This window comes from Siccirubricoccus phaeus, from assembly GCF_008360935.1.
Lineage (GTDB): Bacteria > Pseudomonadota > Alphaproteobacteria > Acetobacterales > Acetobacteraceae > Siccirubricoccus > Siccirubricoccus phaeus.
This window is the reverse complement of sequence record NZ_SRXO01000022.1, coordinates 1-23,814: the sequence shown is the minus strand read 5'-3', so window position 1 is coordinate 23,814 and position 23,814 is coordinate 1. Positions and strand designations below refer to the sequence as shown.

Annotated in this window: 23 protein-coding genes; 14 read left to right on the top strand and 9 right to left on the bottom strand. The window is 70.9% G+C overall.

The genetic code is table 11. The features are described 5' to 3' along the window. Nucleotides 1-88 precede the first annotated feature (88 nt). A complete protein-coding gene (locus tag E5N76_RS23585) occupies nucleotides 89-1,603 on the top strand; it encodes a methyltransferase regulatory domain-containing protein (RefSeq protein ID WP_187830348.1) in 1,515 nt (504 codons plus the stop codon). 159 nt (nucleotides 1,604-1,762) lie between these two features. Here the strand turns inward: E5N76_RS23585 and E5N76_RS23580 are convergent, their stop codons facing one another. Further along, a complete protein-coding gene (locus E5N76_RS23580; RefSeq protein WP_149539776.1) occupies nucleotides 1,763-2,188 on the bottom strand; it encodes a DUF3597 domain-containing protein in 426 nt (141 codons plus the stop codon). 227 nt (nucleotides 2,189-2,415) lie between these two features. Here E5N76_RS23580 and E5N76_RS23575 point away from each other — a divergent pair, with 227 nt between their 5' ends. Next, the gene (locus tag E5N76_RS23575) at nucleotides 2,416-2,922 is read left to right on the top strand and encodes a pentapeptide repeat-containing protein (protein ID WP_149539775.1); all 507 of its coding nucleotides are present in this window, start codon (nucleotides 2,416-2,418) and stop codon (nucleotides 2,920-2,922) included. A 288-nt stretch (nucleotides 2,923-3,210) separates the two neighbouring features. On the opposite strand, the gene E5N76_RS23570 is transcribed toward E5N76_RS23575, so the two are convergent. Beyond that, on the bottom strand, nucleotides 3,211-4,446 hold the full coding sequence (locus tag E5N76_RS23570) for an ABC transporter substrate-binding protein (protein ID WP_149539774.1): 1,236 nt from the start codon (nucleotides 4,444-4,446) through the stop codon (nucleotides 3,211-3,213). 258 nt (nucleotides 4,447-4,704) lie between these two features. Continuing rightward, complete coding sequence (locus tag E5N76_RS23565; RefSeq protein WP_149539773.1) at nucleotides 4,705-5,934, bottom strand: ABC transporter substrate-binding protein; 1,230 nt, start codon at nucleotides 5,932-5,934, stop codon at nucleotides 4,705-4,707. 191 nt (nucleotides 5,935-6,125) lie between these two features. Here E5N76_RS23565 and E5N76_RS23560 point away from each other — a divergent pair, with 191 nt between their 5' ends. Next, a complete protein-coding gene (locus E5N76_RS23560; protein ID WP_149539772.1) occupies nucleotides 6,126-8,357 on the top strand; it encodes an ATP-dependent helicase in 2,232 nt (743 codons plus the stop codon). Between the two features lie 65 nt (nucleotides 8,358-8,422). Beyond that, nucleotides 8,423-9,322, top strand: a complete 900-nt coding sequence (locus E5N76_RS23555; RefSeq protein ID WP_235907852.1) for a 50S ribosomal protein L11 methyltransferase — start codon at nucleotides 8,423-8,425, stop codon at nucleotides 9,320-9,322. Between the two features lie 90 nt (nucleotides 9,323-9,412). Here E5N76_RS23555 and E5N76_RS23550 read toward each other — a convergent pair whose 3' ends face one another. Next, nucleotides 9,413-10,030, bottom strand: a complete 618-nt coding sequence (locus E5N76_RS23550) for a hypothetical protein (RefSeq protein WP_149539770.1) — start codon at nucleotides 10,028-10,030, stop codon at nucleotides 9,413-9,415. Between the two features lie 10 nt (nucleotides 10,031-10,040). Further along, nucleotides 10,041-10,787 carry a hypothetical protein gene (locus E5N76_RS23545; RefSeq protein WP_207792090.1) on the bottom strand — a complete coding sequence of 249 codons (747 nt, stop codon included), beginning with the start codon at nucleotides 10,785-10,787 and terminating at the stop codon, nucleotides 10,041-10,043. Nucleotides 10,788-10,993: 206 nt separating this feature from the next. Here E5N76_RS23545 and rpsF point away from each other — a divergent pair, with 206 nt between their 5' ends. The 7 genes from rpsF to E5N76_RS23510 all read left to right on the top strand — a co-directional run bounded on the left by rpsF (nucleotide 10,994) and on the right by E5N76_RS23510 (nucleotide 15,711). Then, a complete protein-coding gene (rpsF, locus tag E5N76_RS23540) occupies nucleotides 10,994-11,464 on the top strand; it encodes a 30S ribosomal protein S6 (RefSeq protein ID WP_149539768.1) in 471 nt (156 codons plus the stop codon). A 6-nt stretch (nucleotides 11,465-11,470) separates the two neighbouring features. After that, nucleotides 11,471-11,758, top strand: a complete 288-nt coding sequence (gene rpsR / locus E5N76_RS23535; RefSeq protein WP_149539767.1) for a 30S ribosomal protein S18 — start codon at nucleotides 11,471-11,473, stop codon at nucleotides 11,756-11,758. Nucleotides 11,759-11,788: 30 nt separating this feature from the next. Beyond that, nucleotides 11,789-12,712, top strand: a complete 924-nt coding sequence (locus E5N76_RS23530; protein WP_149539766.1) for a hypothetical protein — start codon at nucleotides 11,789-11,791, stop codon at nucleotides 12,710-12,712. 16 nt (nucleotides 12,713-12,728) lie between these two features. After that, entirely contained in the window at nucleotides 12,729-13,283 is a 555-nt protein-coding gene (gene rplI / locus E5N76_RS23525) for a 50S ribosomal protein L9 (RefSeq protein WP_149539765.1), read from the top strand. Nucleotides 13,284-13,554: 271 nt separating this feature from the next. Then, nucleotides 13,555-15,183 (top strand): DUF6311 domain-containing protein, encoded by a 1,629-nt coding sequence (locus E5N76_RS23520; protein WP_149539764.1) that lies wholly within the window; start codon nucleotides 13,555-13,557, stop codon nucleotides 15,181-15,183. Nucleotides 15,184-15,290: 107 nt separating this feature from the next. Continuing rightward, nucleotides 15,291-15,494 carry a hypothetical protein gene (locus E5N76_RS23515; protein WP_149539763.1) on the top strand — a complete coding sequence of 68 codons (204 nt, stop codon included), beginning with the start codon at nucleotides 15,291-15,293 and terminating at the stop codon, nucleotides 15,492-15,494. A gap of 1 nt (nucleotide 15,495) precedes the next feature. After that, nucleotides 15,496-15,711: a hypothetical protein gene (locus tag E5N76_RS23510; protein ID WP_149539762.1), complete on the top strand. Its 216-nt coding sequence runs from the start codon at nucleotides 15,496-15,498 to the stop codon at nucleotides 15,709-15,711. 709 nt (nucleotides 15,712-16,420) lie between these two features. Here E5N76_RS23510 and E5N76_RS23505 read toward each other — a convergent pair. From E5N76_RS23505 to E5N76_RS29785, 4 genes are all read right to left on the bottom strand, one after another. Then, the gene (locus tag E5N76_RS23505) at nucleotides 16,421-16,618 is read right to left on the bottom strand and encodes a hypothetical protein (protein WP_149539761.1); all 198 of its coding nucleotides are present in this window, start codon (nucleotides 16,616-16,618) and stop codon (nucleotides 16,421-16,423) included. A gap of 241 nt (nucleotides 16,619-16,859) precedes the next feature. After that, nucleotides 16,860-17,528: an SDR family NAD(P)-dependent oxidoreductase gene (locus E5N76_RS23500; protein WP_149539760.1), complete on the bottom strand. Its 669-nt coding sequence runs from the start codon at nucleotides 17,526-17,528 to the stop codon at nucleotides 16,860-16,862. Nucleotides 17,529-18,065: 537 nt separating this feature from the next. Further along, nucleotides 18,066-18,971, bottom strand: a complete 906-nt coding sequence (locus E5N76_RS23495; RefSeq protein WP_149539759.1) for a tyrosine recombinase — start codon at nucleotides 18,969-18,971, stop codon at nucleotides 18,066-18,068. Nucleotides 18,972-19,185: 214 nt separating this feature from the next. After that, nucleotides 19,186-19,332: a hypothetical protein gene (locus E5N76_RS29785; RefSeq protein ID WP_187830347.1), complete on the bottom strand. Its 147-nt coding sequence runs from the start codon at nucleotides 19,330-19,332 to the stop codon at nucleotides 19,186-19,188. Nucleotides 19,333-19,432: 100 nt separating this feature from the next. Between E5N76_RS29785 and aroB the strand changes: the two genes are divergently transcribed. From aroB to E5N76_RS23480, 3 genes are all read left to right on the top strand, one after another. Then, nucleotides 19,433-21,154, top strand: a complete 1,722-nt coding sequence (gene aroB / locus E5N76_RS23490) for a 3-dehydroquinate synthase (RefSeq protein WP_408021724.1) — start codon at nucleotides 19,433-19,435, stop codon at nucleotides 21,152-21,154. 436 nt (nucleotides 21,155-21,590) lie between these two features. Then, entirely contained in the window at nucleotides 21,591-22,802 is a 1,212-nt protein-coding gene (locus E5N76_RS23485) for a phytanoyl-CoA dioxygenase family protein (protein ID WP_149539758.1), read from the top strand. A 276-nt stretch (nucleotides 22,803-23,078) separates the two neighbouring features. Continuing rightward, nucleotides 23,079-23,525 (top strand): MarR family winged helix-turn-helix transcriptional regulator, encoded by a 447-nt coding sequence (locus tag E5N76_RS23480; protein WP_149539757.1) that lies wholly within the window; start codon nucleotides 23,079-23,081, stop codon nucleotides 23,523-23,525. Nucleotides 23,526-23,814 lie beyond the last annotated feature (289 nt).

Sequence of the window (23,814 nt, the reverse complement as noted above, 5' to 3'; positions counted from 1 at the left end):
GCATCCCGTTCCGGCCCCCTACGGATCGTCTGGACAGGCTATGAGTAATCGAGGAGTAATCCGCGGCCGGGGAAAGAGAAGGGCTTCCATGGCGGCAGGCTGGCCTGGCGGGTACACTACGCAAGCGCCCTACATCCCGAATTTCACCGCCAGCCAGTCGCCGGCGCACCTGGCCCTGACGGCGGCGATCGCCGGGGCGCACTGGGCCCCGGACCGGGAGGCGCTGACGGTCATCGACCTGGGCTGCGGCCGGGGCGGCACGCTGCTGGCCCTGGCCGCCGCCAACCCCGGCTGGAACGTGGTGGGGCTGGACTACAACCCCGCCCATGTCGCGGAGGCGCGGGAGATCGCCGCCGAGGCCGGCCTGACGAATGCCCGCTTCCTGGAACTCGACCTCATCGGGCTGGACGAGGCCGCCGCCGCGGCGGCGCTGCCGGAAGCCGACGTCATCACCCTGCACGGCATGTGGACCTGGGTGGATGATGCGGTGCGGGAGGGCATCCTCACCGTGCTACGCAGCCGGGTGAAGCCGGGCGGGCTGGTGATGCTGGGCTACAACGCCCTGCCCGGCTGGGCGGGGGACATGGCACTCGCCCGGCTGCTGAAGGAGGTGGCGCGGCACGGCGCCGGCCCCTCCGAGGCCCGCGCCGCCACCGCCTTCGCCGCCGCCCGCTCGCTCCTCGCCGCCGGCGCCACGGCGCTGCGCCACAGCATGGTGCTGCAGGATGCGGCGGCCCGCGACAGCGCGGCGAGCTTCGGCTGGGCGCGCTACCTGGCGCATGAATTCATGCCGGAGCCCTGGCGCCCGGCCTTTCCGCTGGACGTCGCGGCCGAGATGGCGCGGGCCAAGCTGGACTATGTCGGCCAGGTGAAGCTCTGGCGGAATTTCCCGGAGCTGTGGATGACGCCGGAGCAGCGCCAGGCGGTGGCGGCGCTGCCGCCCGGGGTCGATCCCGGGCTGGTGCAGGATCTGTTCGGCGCCCGCCAGCCGCTGCGCGAGGATGTCTTCATCCGCGGCTACCGGCCGGCGGCGCCGGAGGCGCTGGGCAGCATCCGCCTGGCGCTCGCCCGCAGGCTGCCCCAGGGCGTGGTGCAGATCGACACCGGCATCAGCAAGGCAAGGCTGCCGCCGGAGGTGGCGGAGAAGGTGCTGGCGGCGCTGGCGGAAAAGCCGCAGCGGCTCGACGAGCTGATGCCGCTGGCCGAGGGCAGCGGGCTGGCAGCCGCGGAGCTGGCGACCTTCCTGGTCAGCGGCCATGCCGCGGTGCCGGTGTGGCGGGAGAACGCCTCCGGCACCGCCCAGGCCCGGGCGCGGAAATTCAACATGCTGGCGATGGAGCGCTGGGGCGGGGAGCTGCAGGAGGGGGGCTATGCCATCGGCCTCACCGTGCCGCGGCTGGGCGGGCCGCTGATCATGAGCGCGGAGGAGGGGGCGATTGCGCTGATCCTGGCGCAGGCCGGGAAGGCGGCGCCGGAACCTGCCGCCGTGGCCCGTGCGCTGATCGCCGCGGGGCTGCCGGTGGCGGCGGCGGAGGCGGAGAAGGTGGTCGCCGGGGTGATGCGGGCGATGCTCGGCGCCTGGAAGGGGCTGGGGCTGGTCTGAGCGGGGGCTCCGCCCGTGGGCGGCAGTGCCGCCAACCCCTGGCAGAGGGCGCTGCCCTCTGCGCTCCCGCCGGGGAGGATACGCCTCCCCGGACCCCGGTGTGAGTTTGCCGGTTCAACCGGCCGACTCTGTCCCCGGCGGCCGGGGGGGGGGTGGCCATCAGTTCCGCAATTCCTCCGGCACCTTGCCGCCATTCGCCGCCAGCTTGTCCATCACCTGGCGGTGCAGCCAGATGTTCATCGCCGCGCTGTCATTCATGTCGCCGCTGTAATTCAGCTCCTTCGCCAGCTCCTGCCGTGCCTTCAGGCTGCTGTCGAGGTCGAGCAGCTTCATCAGATCGACGATGGAGTGCTTCCAGTCCAGCTTCTGCGGCGCCTTGGCGGCGCGCTCCGTCAGGATGGCGGCGACATCGACCTGCTGCTGCGGCGGCATCTGCGGCGTCGCGCCCCCCGCCGGCTGGCTGGGCGCCGGCGCGGCGGAGGAGGCCGGGGCCGGGCTGGCCTGCGCCGCATCCGCCGGCGCGGGGGCTGCGCTCGCCGCGCCATGGCCGAAGATCTTGGACATGATGGAGCCGAAAATGCTCATCGGAAACCTCCCTCCCTCACACTGTGCTCAGGGAGGCATAACGGGGCCGGCGCGGCCGGGTTCGGCGCCGCACCCGCTCAGGCGGCGCCCCGCCCGCGCAGCACCCGGCGGCAGATCGGCCGCAGCAGGAAGGGGCTGAGGAACATCGGCACCCGGCCGAGCGCGAAGAACAGCAGCAGGCCGGGTTGGATACGTTCGCGCCGCGTTCTATACCCGCGCCCGTGCGCATGTCACTCCCGGCCCTGAAGCTGCTCCTCGCCCTTGGCGCCACCCTGTTGCCGCAAGGCGCGGCCTGGGCGGCCGATTGTTCCGCCCCGCCCGGGCCGGGGGTGGATTGGCAGCGCTGCCTGCTGGACAGCCGCGATCTGGCCGGCGCCGACCTGACCGGGGCGGATCTGCGGGAAACCTCGCTTGCCCGGGCGAAGCTGGACCGCGCCGCCCTGGCGCGGGTGACGGCGAGCAATGTCCGCTTCGGCCATGCCTCCCTCCGCGGCGCTGATCTGACGGAGGCGGAGCTGGTGCGGGCGGATTTCACCCGGGCGAAGCTGGAAGGGGCGAAGCTGCGCGGCGCCGATCTGCGCCTCGCCAAATTCTTCGGCGCCGATCTGCGCCATGCCGATCTGACCGCGGCGCGGCTGGAAGGCGCGGATCTGCTGCGCGCCCAGCTCGGCGGCGCCCGCTGGACGGACGGCACCAGCATCTGCGCCCCCGGCTCCATCGGCACCTGCCAATGAGCCGCCCGTCGACCGCCGCGCCCGGCTGAACGCCGGCCCACCGGGGCGCTGACGGATCCCTAGAGCGGGCTCGGTTGAGCTGCGCTCACCCGCCCCGCTCTAGCTCATTGTTCGGTCGCGTGATTCACGGTTTCGGTCGATTCGACCTCGACCGATCACGCTCTAGCCGGCGCCGCCTTCGCGGCACGGCCGCGCGCCTCGCCGAACCCGGGCCCCGGGTGCCGGCCCGCGGCGCGCCCGCAATGGGGTTGGCGGCCCCGCCCCGGACGGGCGGGGCCACCCCCCCTCTCAGCTCTTCACCAGCGGGCAGCCGCCTTCCGAGAGCGGCCGGAAGGCCTCCTCGGCCGAGGTCGTCCCCAGCAGCTTGTAGTAGTCGAAGGCCCCGCGGCTCTCCTCCGGCTTCTTCACCTCGAACAGGTAGGCGGGGTGGATCTTCCGCCCGTCCTGGCGGATCAGCCCGGCACCGAAGGCGTCGTCGTCGGTCGGCATCGCCTTCATCCGCGCCACCGTCTCGGCGCCGCTGGCCTTCGCTGCCGGCACGCCCATCTGCGCCACGGTCTTCAGGTAGTGCAGCACCAGGGAGTAGTCGCCCGCCTGCGCCATGCCGGCCGGCACATTTCCCATCATCGGGCGGGCCCGCCGGTCGAAGGCGCGGGTGCGATCGTTCAGGTCCCAGTAGAAGCATTCCGTGCAGACCAGCCCATGCGCCGTCTGCAGCCCCAGCGAATGCACGTCCGAGATGTACATCAGCAGCGCCGCCAGCTTGATGCCGCGGCGCGTCAGGCCGAATTCCGCCGCCTGCTTGATGCAGCTTATGGTGTCCGTCCCGGCATTCGCCAGGCCGATGACCTTGGCGCGGGAGGATTGCGCCTGCAGCAGGAAGGAAGAGAAGTCCGAGGTGGCGGGGAAGGGGGTGCGGGCGGCGCCGAGCACCTTGCCGCCGGCCTCCTGCACGAAGCGCGCCGTGTCGCGTTCCAGCGAATGGCCGAAGGTGTAGTCCGCGGTGATGAAGAACCAGGTGTCGCCGCCCGCCTTCACCGTGGCACTGCCGGTGGATTTCGCGCACATGTAGGTGTCGAACACCCAGTGGATGGTGTTCGGCGTGCAGGCGCGGCCGGTGAGGTCGGAGGTCGCGGTGGAGGTCGCGATCGCGATCTTGTTCTTCTCCTTCACCAGCTCCGCCAGGGCCAGGGCGACGGAGGAGGCGGCGATGTTGAACACCATGTCCACGCCGTCCCGGTCGAACCACTGGCGGGCGATGTTCATCGCGACATCCGGCTTGTTCTGGTGGTCGGCGGCGATGACCTCAACGTTGAAGCCGTTGGCGTTGAATTCCTGCACGGCGAGCTTGGCGCAGGCCAGCGCACCCGGCCCGTTGATGTCGCGATAGGGGCCGGACATGTCGGTCAGCAGGCCGAGCTTGATGGTGTTGGCCGCCTGGGCGCGGGCGCGGCGGCCGGGCAGGCCGGCCAGGGCAGTACCCGCGCCGGCGCCGAGGATGGTTCTGCGATGGAAGCCGGTCATGTTCCCTCCCGTCCGAGCTCGGTGGCTCATTCCAGGGGAGGACCCTAACCGGCCGGGCAGCGGGCGCAAGGGGGCGGCCCGGCGGCGGCGCCTTCAGGGCCGGCCGGTGGCGGCATCCGGGCCGCGGATGGCGGCGCCAGCCGCGGCGGCCGGCGGGGCACGCGGATCACGCCCTGATGGCCCGCGACCTCCTGCGGACCCCGGCCTTCGCCTTCAGGGCCCCACCTGTCCGCTCCCCCAAATGCCGGGACCAGACATCTAGCCGCGGACCAGCGGGCAGCCGCCTTCGGAGAGCGGCCGGAAGGCCTCCTCCGCCGGCGTGGTCTGCAGCAGCTTGTAGTAATCCCAGCCGCCGCTGCTCTCCTGCGGCGACTTCACCTGGAAGAGATAGGCGGGGTGGATCTTCCGACCATCCGCGCGGATGCTGCCCGGGCCGAAGCAGTCATCGTCGCAGGGCATCGCCTTCATGCGGTTCACCACCTCGACGCCGCTCGCCTTGGCCTGCGCCACCCCCATATCGGCAATCACCTTGAGGTAGTGCAGGACGCTCGAGTACCCGCCGACATGGGTCATGCAGAGCGGCACGCTGACCTGCGGCCGCATCTTCGCCGTGAAGCGGCGCGTGCGGTCGTTGAGGTCCCAGTAGAAGGTTTCCGAGCAGACCAGCCCCTGCGCCGTCGGCAAGCCGAGTGCGGCCACCACGGGAAGGACCATCAGCAACGCCGCCAGCCGGACGCCGCGCTGGGTCAGGCCGAACTCCGCTGCCTGCTTGATGCAGTTGATCGTGTCCGTGCCGGAATTGGCCAGGCCGATCACCTTCGCGCGCGAGGCCCGCGCCTGCACCAGGAAGGAGGAGAAATCCTGGAAATCCGGGAAGGGCGTGCGCACCCCCCCGACGATCGTGCCGCCGGCCGACCTGACGAAGGCCGCCGTGTCACGCTCCAGCGCATGGCCGAAGGCGTAGTCGGCCGTCAGGAAATACCAGCTATCGCCGCCGTCCTTCACCATGGCTGTGCCGACGGTCTTGGCCAGCATCCAGGTGTCATAGGTCCAGTGCACCGTGTTCGGCGAGCAGGCCTTCCCGGTCAGGTCGGAGGTCGCCGAGGTGGAGTTCAGGTAGACCTTGTTGCGGTCTCGGATGATGTCGTTGATCGCCAGCGCCACGGAGGAGGCGCCGCCATCGACGATCACGTCCACCCCGCTGCGGTCGATCCAGGCGCGCACCAGGTTCGAGCCGATATCGGGCCTGTTCTGGTTGTCGCCAGCCAGCACCTCGATGTTGAAGCCGCGATTGGCGAACTCGGCCGCGGCCTGCCGCACGCAGGCGAGCTGGGTCGGGCCGGTGTTGTCCTTGTACTGGCCGGCCATGTCGGTCAGCAGGGCGATCCTGATGGTGTTCGCCGCCTGCGCCCGGGCGCGGCGGCGGGAGAGGCCGGCGGCAGCGGTGGCGGCGCCGGCCTGCAGGACGGTTCGGCGATGGATGCCCATCGTGTTTCCTCCATGGATTCTTGTGCATTTCTTGCAGCCCCGTGCCTGGACGGAACGAGCCAGGCGGGGGTGCAGCACGATGCGCATCTTCCGGCGCGATTGGCAGCATTTAACGCCACCGGCGGCGGCCGGACCATGACGGCGCGGGAAGGCAGGTTGGAGGCGTTCGCGCCGCGTTCTATATCGGGCCTGTGTCCGCGCCCCCTGCCCTACCCTCCCCCCCTGGCTCTCCGCCCGACTACCTCACCCGCCTCAACCCCGAGCAGCGGGAGGCGGTAGAGACGCTGGACGGCCCGCTGCTGGTGCTGGCCGGCGCCGGCACCGGCAAGACGCGGGTGCTGACCACCCGCTTCGCCCATCTGCTGATGACCGGCCGCGCCTGGCCCGGCCAGGTGCTCGCCGTCACCTTCACCAACAAGGCGGCGCGGGAGATGCGGGAGCGGGTGGCGGCCATCCTCGGCCGCCCGGCGGAGGGGCTGTGGCTCGGCACCTTCCACGCCCTCTGCACCCGCATGCTGCGGCGGCATGCGGAGCTGGTGGGGCTGACCAGCAGCTTCACCATCCTCGACACGGACGACCAGATGCGCCTGCTGAAGCAGGTGATGGAGGCGGCGGGGATCGACCTGAAGCGCTGGCCGGCGCCGGGGCTGATGGCGCAGATCCAGCGCTGGAAGGATCGCGGCCTGCCGCCGGACCGGGTGACGCCGGCCGAGGACACGGATTACGCCGGCGGCAAGGCGCGGGCCTTGTACGCCAGCTACCAGACGCGGCTGCGCGACCTGAACTGCGCCGATTTCGGCGATCTGCTGCTGCACATGACGGAGATCCTGAGGACGCGTCCGGAGGTGCTGGCGGAATGGCACCGCCGCTTCCGCTACATCCTGGTGGATGAGTACCAGGACACCAATCTGGTCCAGTATCTCTGGCTGCGGCTGCTGGCGCAGGAGCACCGGAACATCTGCTGCGTCGGCGATGACGACCAGTCGATCTATTCCTGGCGCGGCGCCGAGATCGAGAACATCCTGCGCTTCGAGAAGGATTTTCCGAGCGCCAAGGTGGTGCGGCTGGAATCCAACTATCGCTCCACGCGGCCGATCCTGGCGGCGGCCAGCGGGCTGATCGCGCACAATACCGGCCGCCTGGGCAAGACGCTGCGCGCCGGGCGCAACGACGCGGATGGGGAGAAGGTGCGCGTCGTCTCGCTATGGGACAGCGAGGAGGAGGCCCGCATGGTGGGCGAGCGGATCGAGGCGGCGCAGCGCAGCGGCCACCCGCTCGCCGAGATCGCCATCCTGGTCCGCGCCGGCTTCCAGACCCGCGCCTTCGAGGAGCGGCTGATCACCCTCGGCGTGCCCTACCGCGTCGTCGGCGGGCTGAAATTCTACGAGCGCGCGGAAATCCGCGACGCCATGGCCTATCTGCGCGTCCTCGCCCAGCCAGCGGACGACCTGGCCTTCGAGCGCATCGTCAACCTCCCGAAGCGCGGCATCGGCGACACCGCGCTGCGACGGATGCATGAGGTCGCGCGGGCCGAGCGCATTCCGCTGACCTTGGCCGCCGCGAAGCTGGTCCAGGGCGGCGGCATGACGGGCAAGGCCCGCGCCGCGCTGGCGGAGCTGCTGCAGGGCTTCGACCGCTGGCGCGCCGCCCTGCCGAAGGAGGGCCATGTGGTGGTGGCCGCCACCCTGCTGGACGAAAGCGGCTACACCGGGATGTGGAAGCAAGACAAATCGCCCGAAGCGCCGGGGCGGCTGGAGAACCTCAAGGAATTCCTCCGCGCGCTGACCGAATTCGAGAGCCTCGCCGGCTTCCTCGAGCATGTCGCGCTGGTGATGGAGAATGACGAGAACGCCGCGGGCGACCGCCTCTCCCTGATGACGCTGCACGCGGCGAAGGGGCTGGAATTCGACATGGTCTTCCTGCCCGGCTGGGAGGAAGGGCTGTTCCCGCATGCGCGCGCCATGGAGGAGGGCGGGGAGAAGGGGCTGGAGGAGGAGCGGCGCCTCGCCTATGTCGGCATCACCCGGGCGCGCAAGCAGGCCGTCATCTCCTCCGCCGCCAATCGCCGGGTCTATGGCAATTGGTCCGCCACCGTGCCCTCCCGCTTCCTGGACGAGCTGCCGCTGGAGCATGTCGAGCGCGAGGGCAGCGCCGGCATGGCGCGCAACCGGATGCTCGACGCGCCTTCGGTGTTCACCGGCGCCGGCGGGCTGATGGCGCGCCGGCCGCGGGTGATCGAGGCGGGGGCCTGGGAGGTGCAGCAGCGCCCGGGGCGGCAGGACGCCATCGCGGTGGGGCAGCGGGTCTTCCACCAGAAATTCGGCTATGGCCGCGTCACCGCGGTCGAGGACGACAAATTGGATATCGAGTTCGAGAAGGCGGGGCCGAAGCGCGTGCTCGACCGCTTCGTGGAGAAGGCGTGATGGCGCCGTCCGATGACCGCAGCGGCGACAGCCGCGAAGGTCTGAATCGGCCGGCCAGGCTGCCGGTGTGGCCCGGCGACCTCTCCCGCCGCCGGGCGGAGCCGCTGGAGTTGCTGGCGATCGACGGGTTGCCGGAGGAAGCGGTGCCGGCCTTCGAGGCCGCCTTGCAGACCGTCTGCGCGACGGTCGCCTATGTCCGGGACGAGGCGACCGACACCTGGCGCATTGAGGGCGTGCGGGAAGCGGGCGCAAAGGCGGATGAGCTGGCCGGCGCCCTGGCGCTGGCCGCGCTGGTGACGGGCATCGCACCGCCGGCGCTCCAGGCCGGGCCGATCGAGGCGGAGGGCTGGCTGGCCCGCACCGTCGAGAGTTTTGCGGAGTTCGGCATCGGCCGCTTCGTCATCCGCCCGACCCATGTGGAAAATCCCTGGACGCCCGGGCGGGTGGTGCTGCGGCTCGATGCCGGCCTCGCCTTCGGCAGCGGCGAGCATGCCTCGACCCAGGGCTGCCTGATGGCGCTGGATGCGGTGGCGCATCGCCGGCCGCTTCGGGTGCTGGATCTCGGCACCGGCTCCGCCATCCTGGCGCTGGCCGCGGCGAAGCTGCTGAAGCGGCCGGTGCTGGCGACGGATATCGAGCCCTGGTCGGTCCGCATCGCCGGGGAGAATGCCCGGCTGAACGGCTATGGCGGGCTGATCCGGGCGGCGCTGGCGGATGGCTGGCGCCACCACCTGCTGCGCGGCCGGCAATTCGACCTGGTCTTCGCCAATATCCTGGCCCGCCCGCTCTGCGCCATGGCCCGGCCGCTGGCGCTGCACCTGGCGCCGGGGGGCACGGCGATCCTCGCCGGGCTGCTCGGCACCCAGGCGCGGATGGTGCTGGCGGCGCATCGGCGCCAGGGGCTGGTGCTGGACCGCCGGCTGGATGTCGGGCCCTGGACGACGCTGGTGCTGCGGCGGCGGTAGGCGGGAGCAGCCTCCCCCAGACATTCGAAGGTGAGACCTGCCGGGCAGGCGCGATCCGTCGGCTCCCGGTGCGTCAGGACCGAACCGCACTCATGCCGCCAGGGCGAAGGGCTGGTAGTGCGCCAGGACATCGAGCAGCCAGCCCGGACGACCGAAGCGTTCTTCCGCGCGTCGTTCCGTTTCGAAGTAATGCCATGCTGCGCCCACCTCGCCGACCGCACGGCGGACGAATCCTGCGGGTCCGGCAAGGACGAGGCACTCGCCATCGTCCAGAATGGCCAGCCGTCGGTCCGGGGCGAAGACCAGGCTGGCAGCCGCCACATGTGCCATGAAGAAGATGTTGAGGGTCGTTCCATCCGGCTTGAGGCGCCATGCCGCGAAGGGGCCAGGCAATGCCGCGTCCAGCCCAAGCCCGATCATCGTGCCAACGCCGGCACCGGTGACCGCCCCGGCGATCCGGTCGATGTCTTCGCTGACGTTCAGTACATCGCGGGGCAGAAGGATGACGGCCCAATCGCGCTCCTTGAGCCACCTGGCGGCGAACCGCACATCCCTTTGCCCATACGGGTTATCGTAGACTTCCACCATTTCGCCGGCTTGTCCGTTGAGCGCGATCTGGGCTGCGGCGTCCCCGGCAGGCTCGAAGCGAGGCGCCTTCAGATCGTCGGGAAGTCCGATGAGAATTGGATCCTGGCTGGTCGACGACATACTCAACCTCCTATTCGGCAAAGCGGAATTCTTCCAAGGTGCGGATCGAGCCGTTGGGGGAGACACGCTGCACCTGGAGCGTGGGCCGGCCGTCGCGACTGCCTCGAGCAACGATGCGCAGGCCGTCAGGGAGTTCGCCCACGCGATACGGACCACTCCCACTTGCTCCAGACTGCACGTTGCCAGGTTGAAAACGGTCGAATTCGCGTTCCAAACGTGCCCGTCCCCCGTTCAACCCCCAGATCGTGGTGTTGCCCTTCGTGGTGTTTTCGAAGCGCGCATCATCGCGCAACTGCCGCAGCAAATCCTGATGGTTCGGCCGCGGTGCGATGGCGGCGCCAGCGCGCGGCGGCGCAGGAGGTGCTGCTGGCCTCGAACCGGGCAGACCGGAACCCTGCCGCCTCAGCCGCTCCAAATACTCCCTGGCAATCCCCCATGCGGCTCCCCGCCTCCCCATGACCGGGATTATGTCCCCATCGACGGACGGCTCCTTGGCATCACCGGCGGCGCCGTCTCGCTCCGCCGCGGAACGCAGATGCGCCCCAACCTCCTCGACCTTGCCGTTCCGCACGCGGCTGTAAGCGCGAACGAAAACCACGCCGCCCGAAGTCCCAGGCCCATCCTTGCCGTACAGCGCCTGCCACCCCTGGCTTACCCAGCGGCCAAAGGCTTCGCGTTCGGGATGCCCGGCCTGCCAGTAGCGCGGCTCGCGCATCGCCTCCCGGAGGCTTCGTTCGGAGATCGGGACCAGGGCCATGCGCGGTACCTCCTGCGCCGCCATGTACCCATTTTGTTCCTTATAGTCAAGGAATAAATTCCGCTCCCTTGCACCCCACCCCCCGCCCGTGCTTTACGCCGCGCTTCCCTGCCGCCCGCGGAGGCATCGCGCGCGGCTATGCCCCAATTCGTGCCCGTGGCATCCCGCCCGGTCCCGGGGGCTGAGACAGCCAGAGGGGGTCACATATGCCGCTCTACGAATGCGTGTTCATCGCACGCAACGACGTCACGCAACAGCAGGTCGACGCCATCGCCGACCAGATCACCGCGGTCCTCGCCGAACAGGGCGGGGAGGTGAAGAAGCGTGAGTACTGGGGCCTCCGTGGCCTCGCCTACAAGATCAAGAAGAACCGCAAGGGGCATTACATGCTCCTCGGCATCGACGCCACGCCGGCGGCGATGCAGGAAGCGGAACGCCAGCTCGGCCTGAACGAGGACGTGCTGCGCGAGATGACGCTCCGCATCGAGGCGATCGACGAGGCACCCTCCGCCATCCTCGCCCGCCGCGGCGACGACCGGGAGCGCGAGCGCGGCTTCCGCGGCCCGCGCCCGCCGGGCCGGTTCAGCAGCGGCCGCCGCGACCGGGGCGATGAGCGCGAGGAATTCCGCGCCCGCCCGCGCGACGAGATCGAACCCTCCATGGGCGAAGCGGAGTAAGCCAGCATGTCCGACCTGACCCCGCCCGCCGACCTGAACCCGGCCGCCCGCCGCCCTGCCGTCGGCGCCCGCCGGCCCTTCTACCGGCGCCGGAAATCCTGCCCCTTCTCCGGCCCCAATGCGCCGAAGATCGACTACAAGGATGTCCGCCTGCTCTCCCGCTTCCTGTCGGAGCGCGGGAAGATCGTGCCGAGCCGCATCACGGCCGTCAGCGCGAAGAAGCAGCGGGAGCTGGCGAATGCCATCAAGCGCGCCCGCTTCCTCGCCCTCCTGCCCTACGTCATCAACGACTAGGCAGGGCGGCGCCACCAGGCAGCACAGGGGATGCGCGCGGTGACGGCGACCGGGCCGCAGCAACAGGCAGGCAATACCGGCAGCCCGCGGCTTCTGGCCGCGGGGGCGGCGGGATTCGCCGCCGCCTTCCTGCTGGTCTGGGCGCTGCGCGGCCTGCCGGGCGGCACGCTCAGCTTCTGGCTGGCCGGCCTGCCGCTGTTCGCCGCGGGCTTCGGCTTCGGCGTCACGGCCGCCGTGCTGGGCGGGGCGCTGGCGGTGCTGCTGGTGGGCGTCACGGCGGGCCTCGCCCCGGCGTTCATCCTGCTGGCCACCGCCGCGGCGCCGGTGCCGCTGCTGCTTCTCGCGGGGCAGCGGCGGGGTGGCTACGCCCTTGGCCTGCCGCTCGCGCTGCTCGGCCTCTGGCCGCTGGCCGTATTGCTGCTCACCGCCCTCTTCCTCGCCGATGATGGCGGGGTGGACGCGACGCTGCGCGCGGTGGTGGAGGTGGTGCTGGACCGGCTCGGCGTGCCGGCCTCGGAAGGGCTGGTGACCACGCTGGTGCGGCTGAAGGCGGGGGCGTTGGGCTTCTGGGCGGCGCTCGCGCTGCTCGGCCAGGCCGCGGCGGCGCTGCGGCTGCTGGCGCGCTGCGGCCTGCCGGTAGCCGGGATGCCCGCCTGGTCCGCGGTGCGGCTGCCGGGCTGGTACCCGCTGCTGCCGCCCGTCGCGGCGCTCGCCTATCTGGCGGCGCCGGAGGCGGTGCTGCCGCTTTCCGCCCTGCTGCTGCTGCTCATCCCGCTCTTCCTGCAGGGGGTGGCGGGGGTGCATCGGCGGCTGGAAGGGCGGCAGTCCCGGCCGTTGATGCTCGCCGCCTTCTATCTGCTGCTGGCGATGTTCCTGCAGGTGATGGGCCCCGGCCTGATCGGCCTCGGCCTCTACGACCAATTCCGGCGGCGCGCGGCGCCGCGCAACAGTTGACGAAAGGCGAAAGCCAATGATCGAACTCATCCTGAAGCAGCGCGTCGACAAGCTCGGCCAGATGGGCGAGCTGGTGAAGGTCCGCCCGGGCTATGCGCGCAACTACCTGCTCCCGCTCGGCAAGGCGATCCGCGCGACGAAGGAGAACATCGCGGCCTTCGAGGCGCAGCGGGCGCATCTGGAAGCCGAGAACCTGAAGCGCCGCGAGGAGGCGGAGCGCATCGCCGAGCGCGTCGCCGGGCTTTCCGTCATGCTCATCCGCCAGGCGGGCGAGAGCGGCGGGCTGTACGGCAGCGTCTCGCCGCGGGACATCGCCGATGCGGCGAAGGAGGCGGGGCTTTCGGTGGCGCGCAGCCAGGTGCTGCTGCCGCAGCCGATCAAGACGCTCGGCGTCACCACGGTGAATATCGAGCTGCACCCGGAGGTGCTGCTGCCCATCCAGGTGAACGTCGCCCGCTCCGTCGAGGAAGCGGAGCGCCAGGCGCGCGGCGAGGAGATCGTCCGCGAGGAGGAGCCGACGCTCGAGGAAGAGCTGCGGGCGGAGATCGGGGCGGCGATCGAGGAGCGGTAGGGCTGAGGGAGGGCGCTGCCCTCCTCGTTGGACGCAGTACGTCCGACCCCCCTCGCCAAGGCCGAAGGGTCTTCGGAAACCACGCGTCTTGGACCCGTTGGCCGAGGCGCAAAACTTTGGGCGGGGTCCGGGGAGAAGCTCTTCCCCCCGGCGGGGGTGCAGGGGGCAACGCCCCCTGCTGGGGGGGCCAGGGGGCGAAGCCCCCATCCCACGCGACTGTCAGCCCCTCCCCCATTGCGCATCGCGCTCCCGGCCGGCTTCCTGCCCGCCGATGCCGGATCGTCCCACTCTTGCCTCCGCGGCCCTGGCCGCACTTCTTGGCACCTTGCCGGTGCTGCTGGTGTTCCACCTCGCGCCGCTGAACCCCTGGAACCAGGGCTGGCTCCTGGCCGGACCCATGGGCCCGGATCCGGTGCAGCTCTGGCTCGGCTGGACCTATTTCGTCCATTCCCCCTGGGCCTGGCCCCCCGGCGCCAACCCGGATTACGGCGTGGAGCTGGGCACGGCGATCTTCTTCGCCGATGCCATTCCGCTGCTCGCCCTGCTGGGCAAGGCGCTGCGCGGGCTGGTGGTGCTGCCGCAATATGTCGGCCCCTGGCTGTTCCTCTGCGGCGCCCTGCAGGGCCTGGCTGCCTGGGCGCTGCTGGGCCGCGCCACCCGGGCGCCGCTGGCCCGCGCCATGGGCGCCGGGCTGCTGGCGCTGCAGCCCATGCTCCTCAACCGCATGCTGGGCCATACCCCGCTCGCGGGGCAGTTCCTGCTGCTGCTGGCGCTGTGGCTCGCCACCTCCCCCGGGCGCGGCGCCTGGCGCGCCCTGGCCTGGGCGGCGCTGCTGGGGGTGACGGCGCTGGTGCATTCCTACCTGCTCGCCATGGCCGTGCCGCTCTGGGTGGCGGATGCGCTGCGCCGCCTCGCCCCCCGCAGCGTCGTGGAGGCGCTGCTGGTGCCGGCCGCCATCGCCGGCGCCCTCTGGCTCGCCGGCTTCTTCCTGCTGCAGGGCGGGCTGGACAGCGGCCCGGGCAGCGAGATGGGCGGCTACGGCACCTGGAATGCCGATCTGCTGGCCTGGCTGGATGGCGGCATGTGGTCCGCCCTGCTACCGGACCTGCCCGGCCCGGACCATTGGGAGGCCGGCAGCCTCTATCTCGGCGCCGGCGGGCTGGCGCTGCTGCTGCTCGGCGCCTACGCCTTCGCCCGGGCGCCTGAAGCCCCGCCGCGCCGCCTCTGGCCGCTGGTCGCCGTGCTGCTGGCGCTGCTGGGTTTCGCCGTGACCCAGCATGTCACTCTGGGCGGCGGCACCTTGCTGGAGCTGCCCCTGCCGGAGGCGCTGGTTCGCCGCCTCTCCGCCCTGCGGAATGCCGAGCGCATGGCCTGGCCAGCCGGCTATACGCTGCTGGCCGCCGCGGTGGCGCTGGCGGCGCGGCGCTGGGGCGGGCGGCGGTTGGGCTGGGTGCTGGCCGGGGTGCTGGCGCTGCAATGGGCGGATCTGGCCCCGGGCCTCGCCGCGCGCCACGGGCTGGTGGCCGGCGCCCCCGCCGGCGTGCCGCAGCGCCTGTTCGACCCCTTCTGGGCCGAGGCGGCGCCGCGCTACGCCAGGGTCCGCGCCGTGCCGGCGGCGAATATGGGCGAGGGCTGGGAAAGCATCGCCCGCTTCGCCGCCGAGGCCCGGCTGCCGACCGACAGCATCTACATGGCCCGGGTGGATGGCGCCGCCGCCGCCGCGCTGCGCGCCCGCATGGCGGAGGTACTGGCGAGCGGCGCCTATGAGCCGGGCACGCTCTACGTGCTGCGGGATGCGGCGAGCCTGGCGCTGGCCGAGGCCTCCCACCGCCCGGAGCGGGATCTGCTGCGCCAGGCGGATGGCTATTGGGTGCTGGCCCCGGGCTGGTGGGTGCGCTGAGGCAAGGAACAACGGCGGGCGGGCGGGCGTTGGGTCAGGCTCATGGCCGGGGCGGAGGGCATTGCCGCCGCCCGGGCCGGATGACCAGGCTTCAGGGGAGACGCTTCATGTCCAAAGCCCATCTGCCGCCGGTGCCGCCGGCCAATCGCAGCCCGAAGGGGCCCGGTCCGCAGGACGACCAGGTGCGCGACGGGACGCAGGAAAGCGAGGCGCTGCCGAGCGACGCGCGCGACCGCAACCTCGCCCAGCAGGGGCGGCAGGGGAATCTGCGGCAGAACACCACCCATCAGGGCTACAGCCAGGACCGCTAGCATGGCAACGCAGCAGCGCGGCGAGCACGATACCGAACGGGACAAGGGCGGCCCGGGCAGCAGCCACCAGGGCGGCACCCATGGCGCAGCGCATCGCCCGCGCGACGACCAGGGGCCGCAGCCGAACAGCCCGACCAACCCGACCCGCAGCCGCGTCTCCGGCGGCGGCGGGGAGCGGGACCGGCACCACACGCATGATCCGAAGGCGCGGTCCTGACAGACGGCCGCGGGCGAGCGTCGAAAGCCCGGGGTGCAGGAAGGCGCAGGCTGCGGGAAGCGGCCCGTGCGGCGACGGCGAGCGGTGACGGGACGCGCGGGAATTGCCCGGCCGGGCCGCCTGGAGCGGCTTCACCCCGCCTGTGCCCGGGGAACCCGCTCTAGTGTCCCGCTCCGAAGTCCTGCGGACTTCGTTCTCGGGTCACCGGCTTGTGTTTTCAGGGGCCTGCTTGTCCGCTGCGTTCGCTGGAAATCCAGCGAACTTGGCGGGCAGGACGCCGGCCCTTCGTCTGGTCGCATTTTCCAAGTCGCCCGGCGATCCGTCGGAGTGGCGGGGCCTCCGCCATGGCGATCATCCGGAGGTCACCGAAGGGCGGAAAGCGCTAGGCCAGACGCGGGGCGGAAGCCCAGGACAGGTACGGCGCATGGTCCAGCCACCGAAAGCGCGGCCGGGCGGAGGGCATAAGCGGGCCGGGCGCCTCGTGCCCGGCCGGCCTGCGAAATCACGTCCCGGCGGCCATCGGGCACGGGACCGGGAGACGGGGCCGGTGCGCAGCTCAGGGCCGCGGCCCTGCCGCAACGGCGCCGGCGCTGGCTGCGCCGGCAGGGATTGGAGGCGCGCCGCACCATGGCGGAAGACATCTCCGGAGCGAGCCAGGGCAGCCTGTATGGCAAGCTGCGCAGGGCCCAGGGACCCCTTCAAGGGGGTCTCAGTGCATGCGGCTGCGCCGCGGCAGGGGCAGCGGCGCCGGGGGTACCGGCGGCGGCATCATCGCCGCGGCAAGGGCAGCGTGACGGGCGGCTTCCGTCGCGCCGATCCGTAGGCATTCGGCTTCCACGTAGTTGAGCATCAACCGCAAGGCGGCACGATCCACGCTCTCATTATCGGGGTCATTGGCTTTCGGCACGGCGCACATTCAGCGGCTCCGGCATGCGTGAATGGTATGCACACTTACTATTGAGAATAGGCAGGGATCAAGGCGCATGTCGTTTCGTCCATGCGAAAGACACGGTGCAAGGCCCGGAAATTCGGCCCTATTCGCGCTTTGCCCGCGATCCCTGCTCGACCCTTTGTGTCGCAGGACGGCAGGGTCGTTCCTGGCATTCGACCAGCAGTTCCGCCCTTTCTACATCCTGCGCAAACATTGTTCAGAAGCGTTCAACCCAAGGGCGAAGCTCAAGCTCCGCGCTCCAGGTGCTGCGCGGCTGGCGGACCAATTGCCAGTAGGCTTCGGCGATGGCGTCGGGGTCCAGCAGCGTCGCCTCGCCGCGCTCCGGCCGGCGGGCGCTGCTGATGCCGCCATCGATGACGATATGCGCGACATGGATGCCCTTCGGATGCAGCTCCCGCGCCGCGGATTGCGCCAGGCCGCGCAGCGCGAATTTGCCCATGGCGAAGGGGGCGCTCTCCGCAAAGCCCTTTACCCCGGCGCTGGCGCCGGTCAGCAGGATGGTGCCGTGGCCGCGCGGCAGCATCTGCCGCGCTGCCTCCCGCACCGCGAGGAAGGCGCCGAAGGCGGTGACCTGCAGGGTCTTCTGCACCTCCGCCGGGTCCAGCTCGGCGATCGGGCCGCGCACCCGGTAGCTGGGGTTGTAGACCACCACCTCCACCTCCCCGGCGGCGGCGAAGAGGGCGGCGATGGCGGCCGGGTCCGCGGCATCCGCGGCATGCAGGCTGGCGCCGGTCTCGGCCGCCAGGGCGCCGAGCTTGGCGGTGTTCCGGGCGGCCAGCGCCAGGGCGTAGCCTTCCCCGGCCAGCCTGCGGGCGAGGGAGGCGGAAAGCCCGTCCCCGACGCCGATGATGAGGGCCTTCGGCATTGGATGTCTCCTCGGTGTCAGGGCCTGTTCCGGCAGGGTCCTGGCATGCGTCCTCACCAGGACGTGGGCCCGCCGCTGCCGATGGCAACGGCAGGCCCGGGGGGCGCCAGGATCGCCGGACCGCGCCGCGGGCCGCTTTCGCGGGACAGGCTCTCGGGACGCGCCTCGGCCGGACGCGCCCGGCGCGGCTATCGGCCGCTGCGCGGGTTAGAGCAGCCTCCGATCTGACGGATCACGTCGTGATCCGTCAGATCGGAGATAAACTGCTCTAGACATTATATTTTCTGGAACAAGAAATCCGATCAGGCGATGCCGCCTGACCGGAGTTTGCTCCAGTGTCCGGATTCCGAAGTCCTGCGGACTTCGTTCTCGGGCCACTGGCTTTTGTTTTCGGTGACCTGCTTGTCCGCGGCGTTCGCCGGAAATCCAGCGAACGCAGCGGGCAGGACACCAGGGCGCGGTGCGTTCGCCCAGGCTCACACACCCGCCCTGGCTGTTTGTCCGGTCGCGTGATTCACGGTTCCGGTCGATCCGACCTCAACCGATCGCGCTCTGGCCCTGCGCCAGCGGGTGATGCTCCCGCACCACCTGGCGCAGCCTTTCCTCCAGCACCTTGGTGTAGATCTGGGTGGTGGCGATGTCGGCATGGCCGAGCAGGAGCTGCAGGCTGCGCAGATCAGCGCCGCGGGCCAGCAGATGGCTGGCGAAGGAATGCCGCAGCACATGCGGGGAGACCCGGGCGGGGTCCAGCCCGCCGGCCAGCGCCGCCTCCTTCAGCAGCAGGCCGAGCGCCTGGCGGGTGAGGTGGCCGGAAGCGCCGCGGGAGGGGAACAGCCAGCGCTGCCGGCCTGGGGCGTCGGGCGCTTCGGCGCGGGCGGCCAGCGCCGCCTCCCGCGCACGGGTGGAGATCGGCACCAGCCTCTCCCGCCCGCCCTTGCCGCGGATGGCGATGAGCGGGGCGTCCTCGCGCAGCGCGGCGGCGGGCAGCGCCACCAGCTCGCTGGCGCGGAGGCCGGAGGCGTAGAGCAGCTCCACCGCCGCGACGGCCAGGGCGCCGCGGCGGCCTTCCAGCCTCGCGGCGCCGGCGAGCAGGGCTTCGACCTCCGCCTCGGCGATGGGCTTGGGCAGGCCGGGGGGCAGGCGGGGGCTGTCGAGGATGGCGGTGGGGTCGTCCGGCCGCAGCCCTTCGCGGGCCAGGAAGCCGAAATACTGCCGCAGGGCGGAGAGGCGGCGGGCGGCGGTGCGGGGGGAGAAGCCCTGGTCGGCAAGATGGCGGAGCCAGGCGCGGAGCAGTTCCGGCGTCGCTTCCTGCAGGGGGTGGCGGCGGCGGGCAGCGAAGGCGGCGGCGTCCTCGAGGTCGGTGCGATAGGCGCTGAGCGTGTTGCGCGCGGCGCCGCGCTCGGCGGCGAGCATCTCCAGGAAGGCTTCGAGGTGGCGGTCCATCTGGGGGCAGACTAGCAGAGTTGGGGGCTTCGCCCCCATGCCCCCAGCAGGAGGCCCGTCGCGGCCTGCACCCCGCCGGGGAGGGGCCCAGAGTCGGCAGGTCGAACCGTCGGGTTGGAGAACTCAGACTGGCGTCCGGGGCCAGGTCCTGGCCCCGGCGGGGTCCAGGGGCAGAGCCCCTGGTGGGGTTCGGGGGCAAAGCCCCCGATACTCCTTAGCGCGTCTGGAACCGGTCGTTCGGCAGCACCCGCTCCACCGGCGCCGGAGAGATCCCGGGCGGGAAGGCGCCGATCGCCACCAGCCCCACCGCCAGCAGCCCAAGCAGCAGCAGGACCAGCAACAGGACAGGTCGGCGAAACATTACGGCAGGGCTCCTCGCGGCTCTTCAGCGGCAATTCGGTGACGCGTTGCGGTCAGCCGCCCCATCGCGCCGCGGCGGCGCTGTGCTACCCTTGGCCATCGTGTCGCGCAACATCGCCAACGCCATCGAATCGACCGCCCCCCCCGCTTGGGCCCCGGCGCCGGTCGAGCCCACCCCCGCCATGCCGGAGGGGCGGAGCATCGTGCTCGTCGGCATGCCGGGGGCGGGGAAATCCGCCATCGGCCGGCGGCTGGCGGCGAAGCTCGGCCTGCCCTTCCGCGACGCGGATGCCGAGATCGAGGCCGCCGCCGGCCTGCCCATCACCGAGATCTTCGCCCGCTACGGCGAGGCGCATTTCCGCGACGGCGAGAAGCGGGTGATCGCCCGGCTGCTCTCCGGCGGGCCCATCGTGCTGGCCACCGGCGGTGGCGCCTTCGCCGAGGCGCGGACCCGCGCCGCCATCCGCCGCTCCGGCGCGCTGAGCGTCTGGCTGCGCTGCCCGCTGCCCGTGCTGCTGCGCCGCGTGGCGGGGCGGGAGCACCGGCCGATGTTCCTCAACGCCGATCCCGCCGAGGTGCTGGACCGGCTGATGCGCAACCGCCACCCCCTGTATGCCGAGGCCGATCTGGTGATTCCCTGCAGCGACGAAAGCCCGGAAGCCACCACAAGGCGGGTGCAGGAGGCGATCGCCGCCTGGCAGCCGCCGCTCCGCCTGCCGGTGCAGCTTGCCGAGCGCAGCTATGAGGTGGCGATCGGCGAGGGGCTGCTGGCCCGGGCCGGGGCGCTGCTGGCGCCGGTGCTGCCGGCGAAGCGCGTGGCCATCGTGACGGACGAGACCGTCGGCCCGCTGCACCTGCCCACGCTGCGCCGTGGGCTGGCGGAGGCGGGCTTCGCCATCGCCGTGGAATGCACCGTGCCGCCGGGCGAGGCGAGCAAGCAATTCCCCGTGGTGCAGCGGGTCCTGGAGGAGATGCTGGGCGCCGGCGTCGATCGCCGCACGGCGGTGCTGGCGCTGGGCGGCGGGGTGGTGGGCGACCTCGCCGGCTTCGCCGCCGCCATCGCGCTGCGCGGCCTGCCTTTCGTGCAGGTGCCGACGACGCTGCTGGCGCAGGTGGACAGCAGCGTCGGCGGCAAGACGGGGGTGAATCTGGCGCTGGGCAAGAACCTGGTCGGCGCCTTCCACCAGCCGCGGATGGTGCTGGCCGATACCGGGACGCTGGCGACGCTGCCGGTGCGGGAGCTGCGGGCGGGCTATGCCGAGGTGGCGAAGCACGGGCTGCTCTCCGGCGAGGCGCTGTGGCGCTGGTGCGAGGCGGAGGGGGAGGCGCTGGTCGCCGGCGACCCCGCCGCCCTGGCCCATGCCGTGCTGGAGAGCTGCCGGCTGAAATCCGCCGTGGTGGCGGCGGATGAGCGGGAGGAGAGCCCGGAAGGCGGCCGCGCCCTGCTCAATCTCGGCCACACTTTCGGCCACGCCCTGGAAGCCGAAAGCGGCTATGGTGGGGCGCTGCTGCATGGCGAGGCGGTGGCGGTCGGGCTCGGCCTTGCCGCCGCGCTCTCCGCCCGGCTGGGCGAGTGCAGCCAGGAATTGCCGGGGCGGGTGATTTCCCACCTCGAGGCCTGTGGCCTGCCGGCGCGGATCCGCGATCTGGGCCGGGAATTCTCCGCCGCCGCGCTGCTGGCGCGGATGCGCAAGGACAAGAAGGCGCGGGACGGGGCGCTGCGCTTCGTGCTGCTGCGCGGCCCGGGCGAGGCCTTCACCGCCGGCGATATTTCCCCGGCGCTGGTCGAGGCGCTGCTGCGGGAGGAGGGCTGCGCCGCCTGACCAGGCCCTCGGCATCCGGAGACATGCCGGCTGGGGGCAAAAGCCTGTCTTCATTGCCCCCGGCCGTGGCGATGCCCGGCCGCGGCGCCGTTGGGGGCTGGCCTCCAGCCTGGATGGTTTTTGAAGAGGCGTATTATTTTTGGTTTAGAATCGCCGATTGGCTCAACTTCTGCCTGTACCGGCGGTGCACGACCCGAGTGATATTTATCGCTGCCGAGTGCCGTCCTGGTTACGTCAGCGGGTAGATAAAAATCGACGAGACCTGCAACGAAGCGTGCAAGCACGCTCACCTTCGCTTGCTTTTACAAGCTGAGACGGGGATTCATATTGCTCGTCTCACGCCGACGTGAGTATTTTGTGCGACGCACCATCACAACCTCGGGTAGAAAGCTACCCGCCCGGGGTCCGGTTCCGGCGCAAGAGTGGAGACGAACACATGCCCATTCGCGGGAGCATCGACAGGCTCGACGAATTGCTGCTGGAGGGTTGGGTGCTGAATGACGACCACCCGGAGTCAAAACTTGCCTTCGATGTCCTGGTGAATGACAAGGTCATCGGCCGCTTCGTGGCGGATCTGTTCCGCCAGGACCTGAAGGATGCGGACATCGCCGATGGCGAATGCGCCTTCAGCTTCCAGATGCCGCAATTCTTCGGCCAGCAGGATCTGGCCAACCTGAAGCTGCGCTTCGCGGACAGCAACATCTTCGTCACCCTGCCGGGCGCGACGAAGAAGGAAGAGACGGTGCGCGCCACCGTCAGCCGCGTCGGCGGCCTCTGGATCGACCGCTCCGACTTTATCGACCAGGTCGGCGCCAAGCACCGCGCCGGCACGCTGAGCGACGCGCTGGCGACCCGGCTCTTCCAATTCGCGCGGGACGGCTACACCGTCATCGAGAAGGCGGTGGCGCCGAAGCTCATCGACCGGCTGCGCGGCGAGCTGGATGAGCTGTGGCACACCCCGCCGGCCGGGCTGCTGATCGAGACCTTCGAGCCGGACGGGATGATGCGCTACATCCCGCCCGACAGCCGCTGGCGCGATGGCCGCAGCAAATTGCTCGACGCCTATGCCCGTTCCGAGGCGGCGCGCCAGGTGATCGCCGCCCCGGCGGTGATGGAATTCCTCACCGCCCTGTTCGAGGACAAGCCGAAGGCCTTCCAGAGCCTGAACTTCCACCGCGGCCTGCAGCAGGCGATGCACAAGGACACCGCCTATGTGAAGGTGGACGGCAACCCGCTGGCCATGGCGGCGAGCTGGACCGCGCTGGAGGATATCGAGGCCGGGACGGGCGAGCCGGAGTACTTCATCGGCAGCCACCGCGCGCCGGATTTCCTGTTCGGCGGCTTCAGCAAGTGGATGGAGAATTTCACCGAGGAGCATCAGGCCTATCTCGACAGCCTGCTCGCCGACGCGAAGACCTATAACCAGACCCGCGGCAAATTCCTGGCGAAGAAGGGCGATGTGCTGATCTGGCACGCCGATCTCGCCAACGGCGCCGCGGCGGTGACCCAGGCGGCCCGGACGCGGCAGAGCCTCGTCACCCATTTCTGCCCGGCCAAGCTGGAGCCCTTCTATCGCCGCACCGCGGCGCATGACGGCCGCTCCACCCCGGCCTGCGATTTCGTCTCCCAGTATCTGCCGGTGAAGTAAGGGGCGGGGAAGGCCTGCCCCATCCTTCGCCCCCACCCTCTCGCGCCCCATGGGCGCGGGCCTCCGCCCGCCTCGCGGCGGGGGCCGGGGTGGGGGGTGCGCCGGCCGGAGAAGGGTTCCTTTCCCAAATCTCCGACGCCTTGATATTTTTCTGACCTTCGTCATGCGGATTTGGCATGGACGATCACGTCGCCTGCGACTTATAGTCTCGGTCGGGCGACCGCTTGCCGCTCCCCGCCATTCTTCACCGCAGCCGCTGGCGTCAGGGAGATCGCCATGACCGAGGCCACGTTGGAGCTGGATCAGTATCTCTGCTTCGCCATCCATTCCGCCGCCCAGGCGGTGGGCAGGGCGAACAAGAAGCTGTTGGACAAGCTTGGTCTCACCTACCCGCAATTCCTCGTCATGCTGGTCCTCTGGACGGAGGACGGGCTGACGGTCGGGCAGATCGGCGACCGGCTCTTCCTCGAAAGCAACACGCTGACCCCGCTGCTGAAGCGGCTGCAGGCCGCCGGGATCATCACCCGCTGCCGCTGCACGGAGGATGAGCGCCAGGTGCGCATCCACCTGACCGAGCAGGGCCGCGCGCTGCGCGAGGTGGCGAGGGGCATCAAGCCGGAATGGCTGGAACGCGCCTTCGGCGGCAACAAGGAGGAGGTGGCCGCGCTGCGCCACAAGATCACCTTGCTGCGCGATGAGCTGCTGGCGGCCGAGGACGCCTAGTATCCTGCGAAGTTGGGTATCCTGCGAAGCTGGCCGGATTTGCGGCGAAGGTCGCAGGCAGGACGCTGGAGCGTGATCGGTTGAGGTCGAATCGACCGAAACCGTGAATCACGCGACCGAACAATGAGCTAGAGCGGGGCGGGTGAGCGTAGCTCGACCGATCCCGCTCTAGGGTCTGTTGAGATTTAGCGTGAGTGGATCACGGTGGTGGCGAGGTAGATCATCGCGGCGAAGCTCTGGTCGGTCTTTTCGCTGCGCATGGCGATGCGCTTGAAGTCCTTCAGCTTGC

Bases quoted from the DNA above. Each gene is read 5' to 3' on its own strand.
- E5N76_RS23575 (WP_149539775.1), top strand. From the start codon at position 2,416: ATGTCACTCCCGGCCCTGAAGCTGCTCCTCGCCCTTGGCGCCACCCTG.
- rpsF (WP_149539768.1), top strand. From the start codon at position 10,994: ATGCCGCTCTACGAATGCGTGTTCATCGCACGCAACGACGTCACGCAA.
- rplI (WP_149539765.1), top strand. From the start codon at position 12,729: ATGATCGAACTCATCCTGAAGCAGCGCGTCGACAAGCTCGGCCAGATG.
- E5N76_RS23530 (WP_149539766.1), top strand. From the start codon at position 11,789: ATGCGCGCGGTGACGGCGACCGGGCCGCAGCAACAGGCAGGCAATACC.
- E5N76_RS23500 (WP_149539760.1), bottom strand. From the start codon at position 17,528: ATGCCGAAGGCCCTCATCATCGGCGTCGGGGACGGGCTTTCCGCCTCC.
- E5N76_RS23495 (WP_149539759.1), bottom strand. From the start codon at position 18,971: ATGGACCGCCACCTCGAAGCCTTCCTGGAGATGCTCGCCGCCGAGCGC.
- rpsR (WP_149539767.1), top strand. From the start codon at position 11,471: ATGTCCGACCTGACCCCGCCCGCCGACCTGAACCCGGCCGCCCGCCGC.
- E5N76_RS23580 (WP_149539776.1), bottom strand. From the start codon at position 2,188: ATGAGCATTTTCGGCTCCATCATGTCCAAGATCTTCGGCCATGGCGCG.
- E5N76_RS23570 (WP_149539774.1), bottom strand. From the start codon at position 4,446: ATGACCGGCTTCCATCGCAGAACCATCCTCGGCGCCGGCGCGGGTACT.
- E5N76_RS23485 (WP_149539758.1), top strand. From the start codon at position 21,591: ATGCCCATTCGCGGGAGCATCGACAGGCTCGACGAATTGCTGCTGGAG.
- E5N76_RS23585 (WP_187830348.1), top strand. From the start codon at position 89: ATGGCGGCAGGCTGGCCTGGCGGGTACACTACGCAAGCGCCCTACATC.
- E5N76_RS23545 (WP_207792090.1), bottom strand. From the start codon at position 10,787: ATGGCCCTGGTCCCGATCTCCGAACGAAGCCTCCGGGAGGCGATGCGC.
- E5N76_RS23520 (WP_149539764.1), top strand. From the start codon at position 13,555: ATGCCGGATCGTCCCACTCTTGCCTCCGCGGCCCTGGCCGCACTTCTT.
- E5N76_RS23565 (WP_149539773.1), bottom strand. From the start codon at position 5,934: ATGGGCATCCATCGCCGAACCGTCCTGCAGGCCGGCGCCGCCACCGCT.
- E5N76_RS29785 (WP_187830347.1), bottom strand. From the start codon at position 19,332: ATGTTTCGCCGACCTGTCCTGTTGCTGGTCCTGCTGCTGCTTGGGCTG.
- E5N76_RS23550 (WP_149539770.1), bottom strand. From the start codon at position 10,030: ATGTCGTCGACCAGCCAGGATCCAATTCTCATCGGACTTCCCGACGAT.
- E5N76_RS23480 (WP_149539757.1), top strand. From the start codon at position 23,079: ATGACCGAGGCCACGTTGGAGCTGGATCAGTATCTCTGCTTCGCCATC.
- E5N76_RS23510 (WP_149539762.1), top strand. From the start codon at position 15,496: ATGGCAACGCAGCAGCGCGGCGAGCACGATACCGAACGGGACAAGGGC.
- E5N76_RS23515 (WP_149539763.1), top strand. From the start codon at position 15,291: ATGTCCAAAGCCCATCTGCCGCCGGTGCCGCCGGCCAATCGCAGCCCG.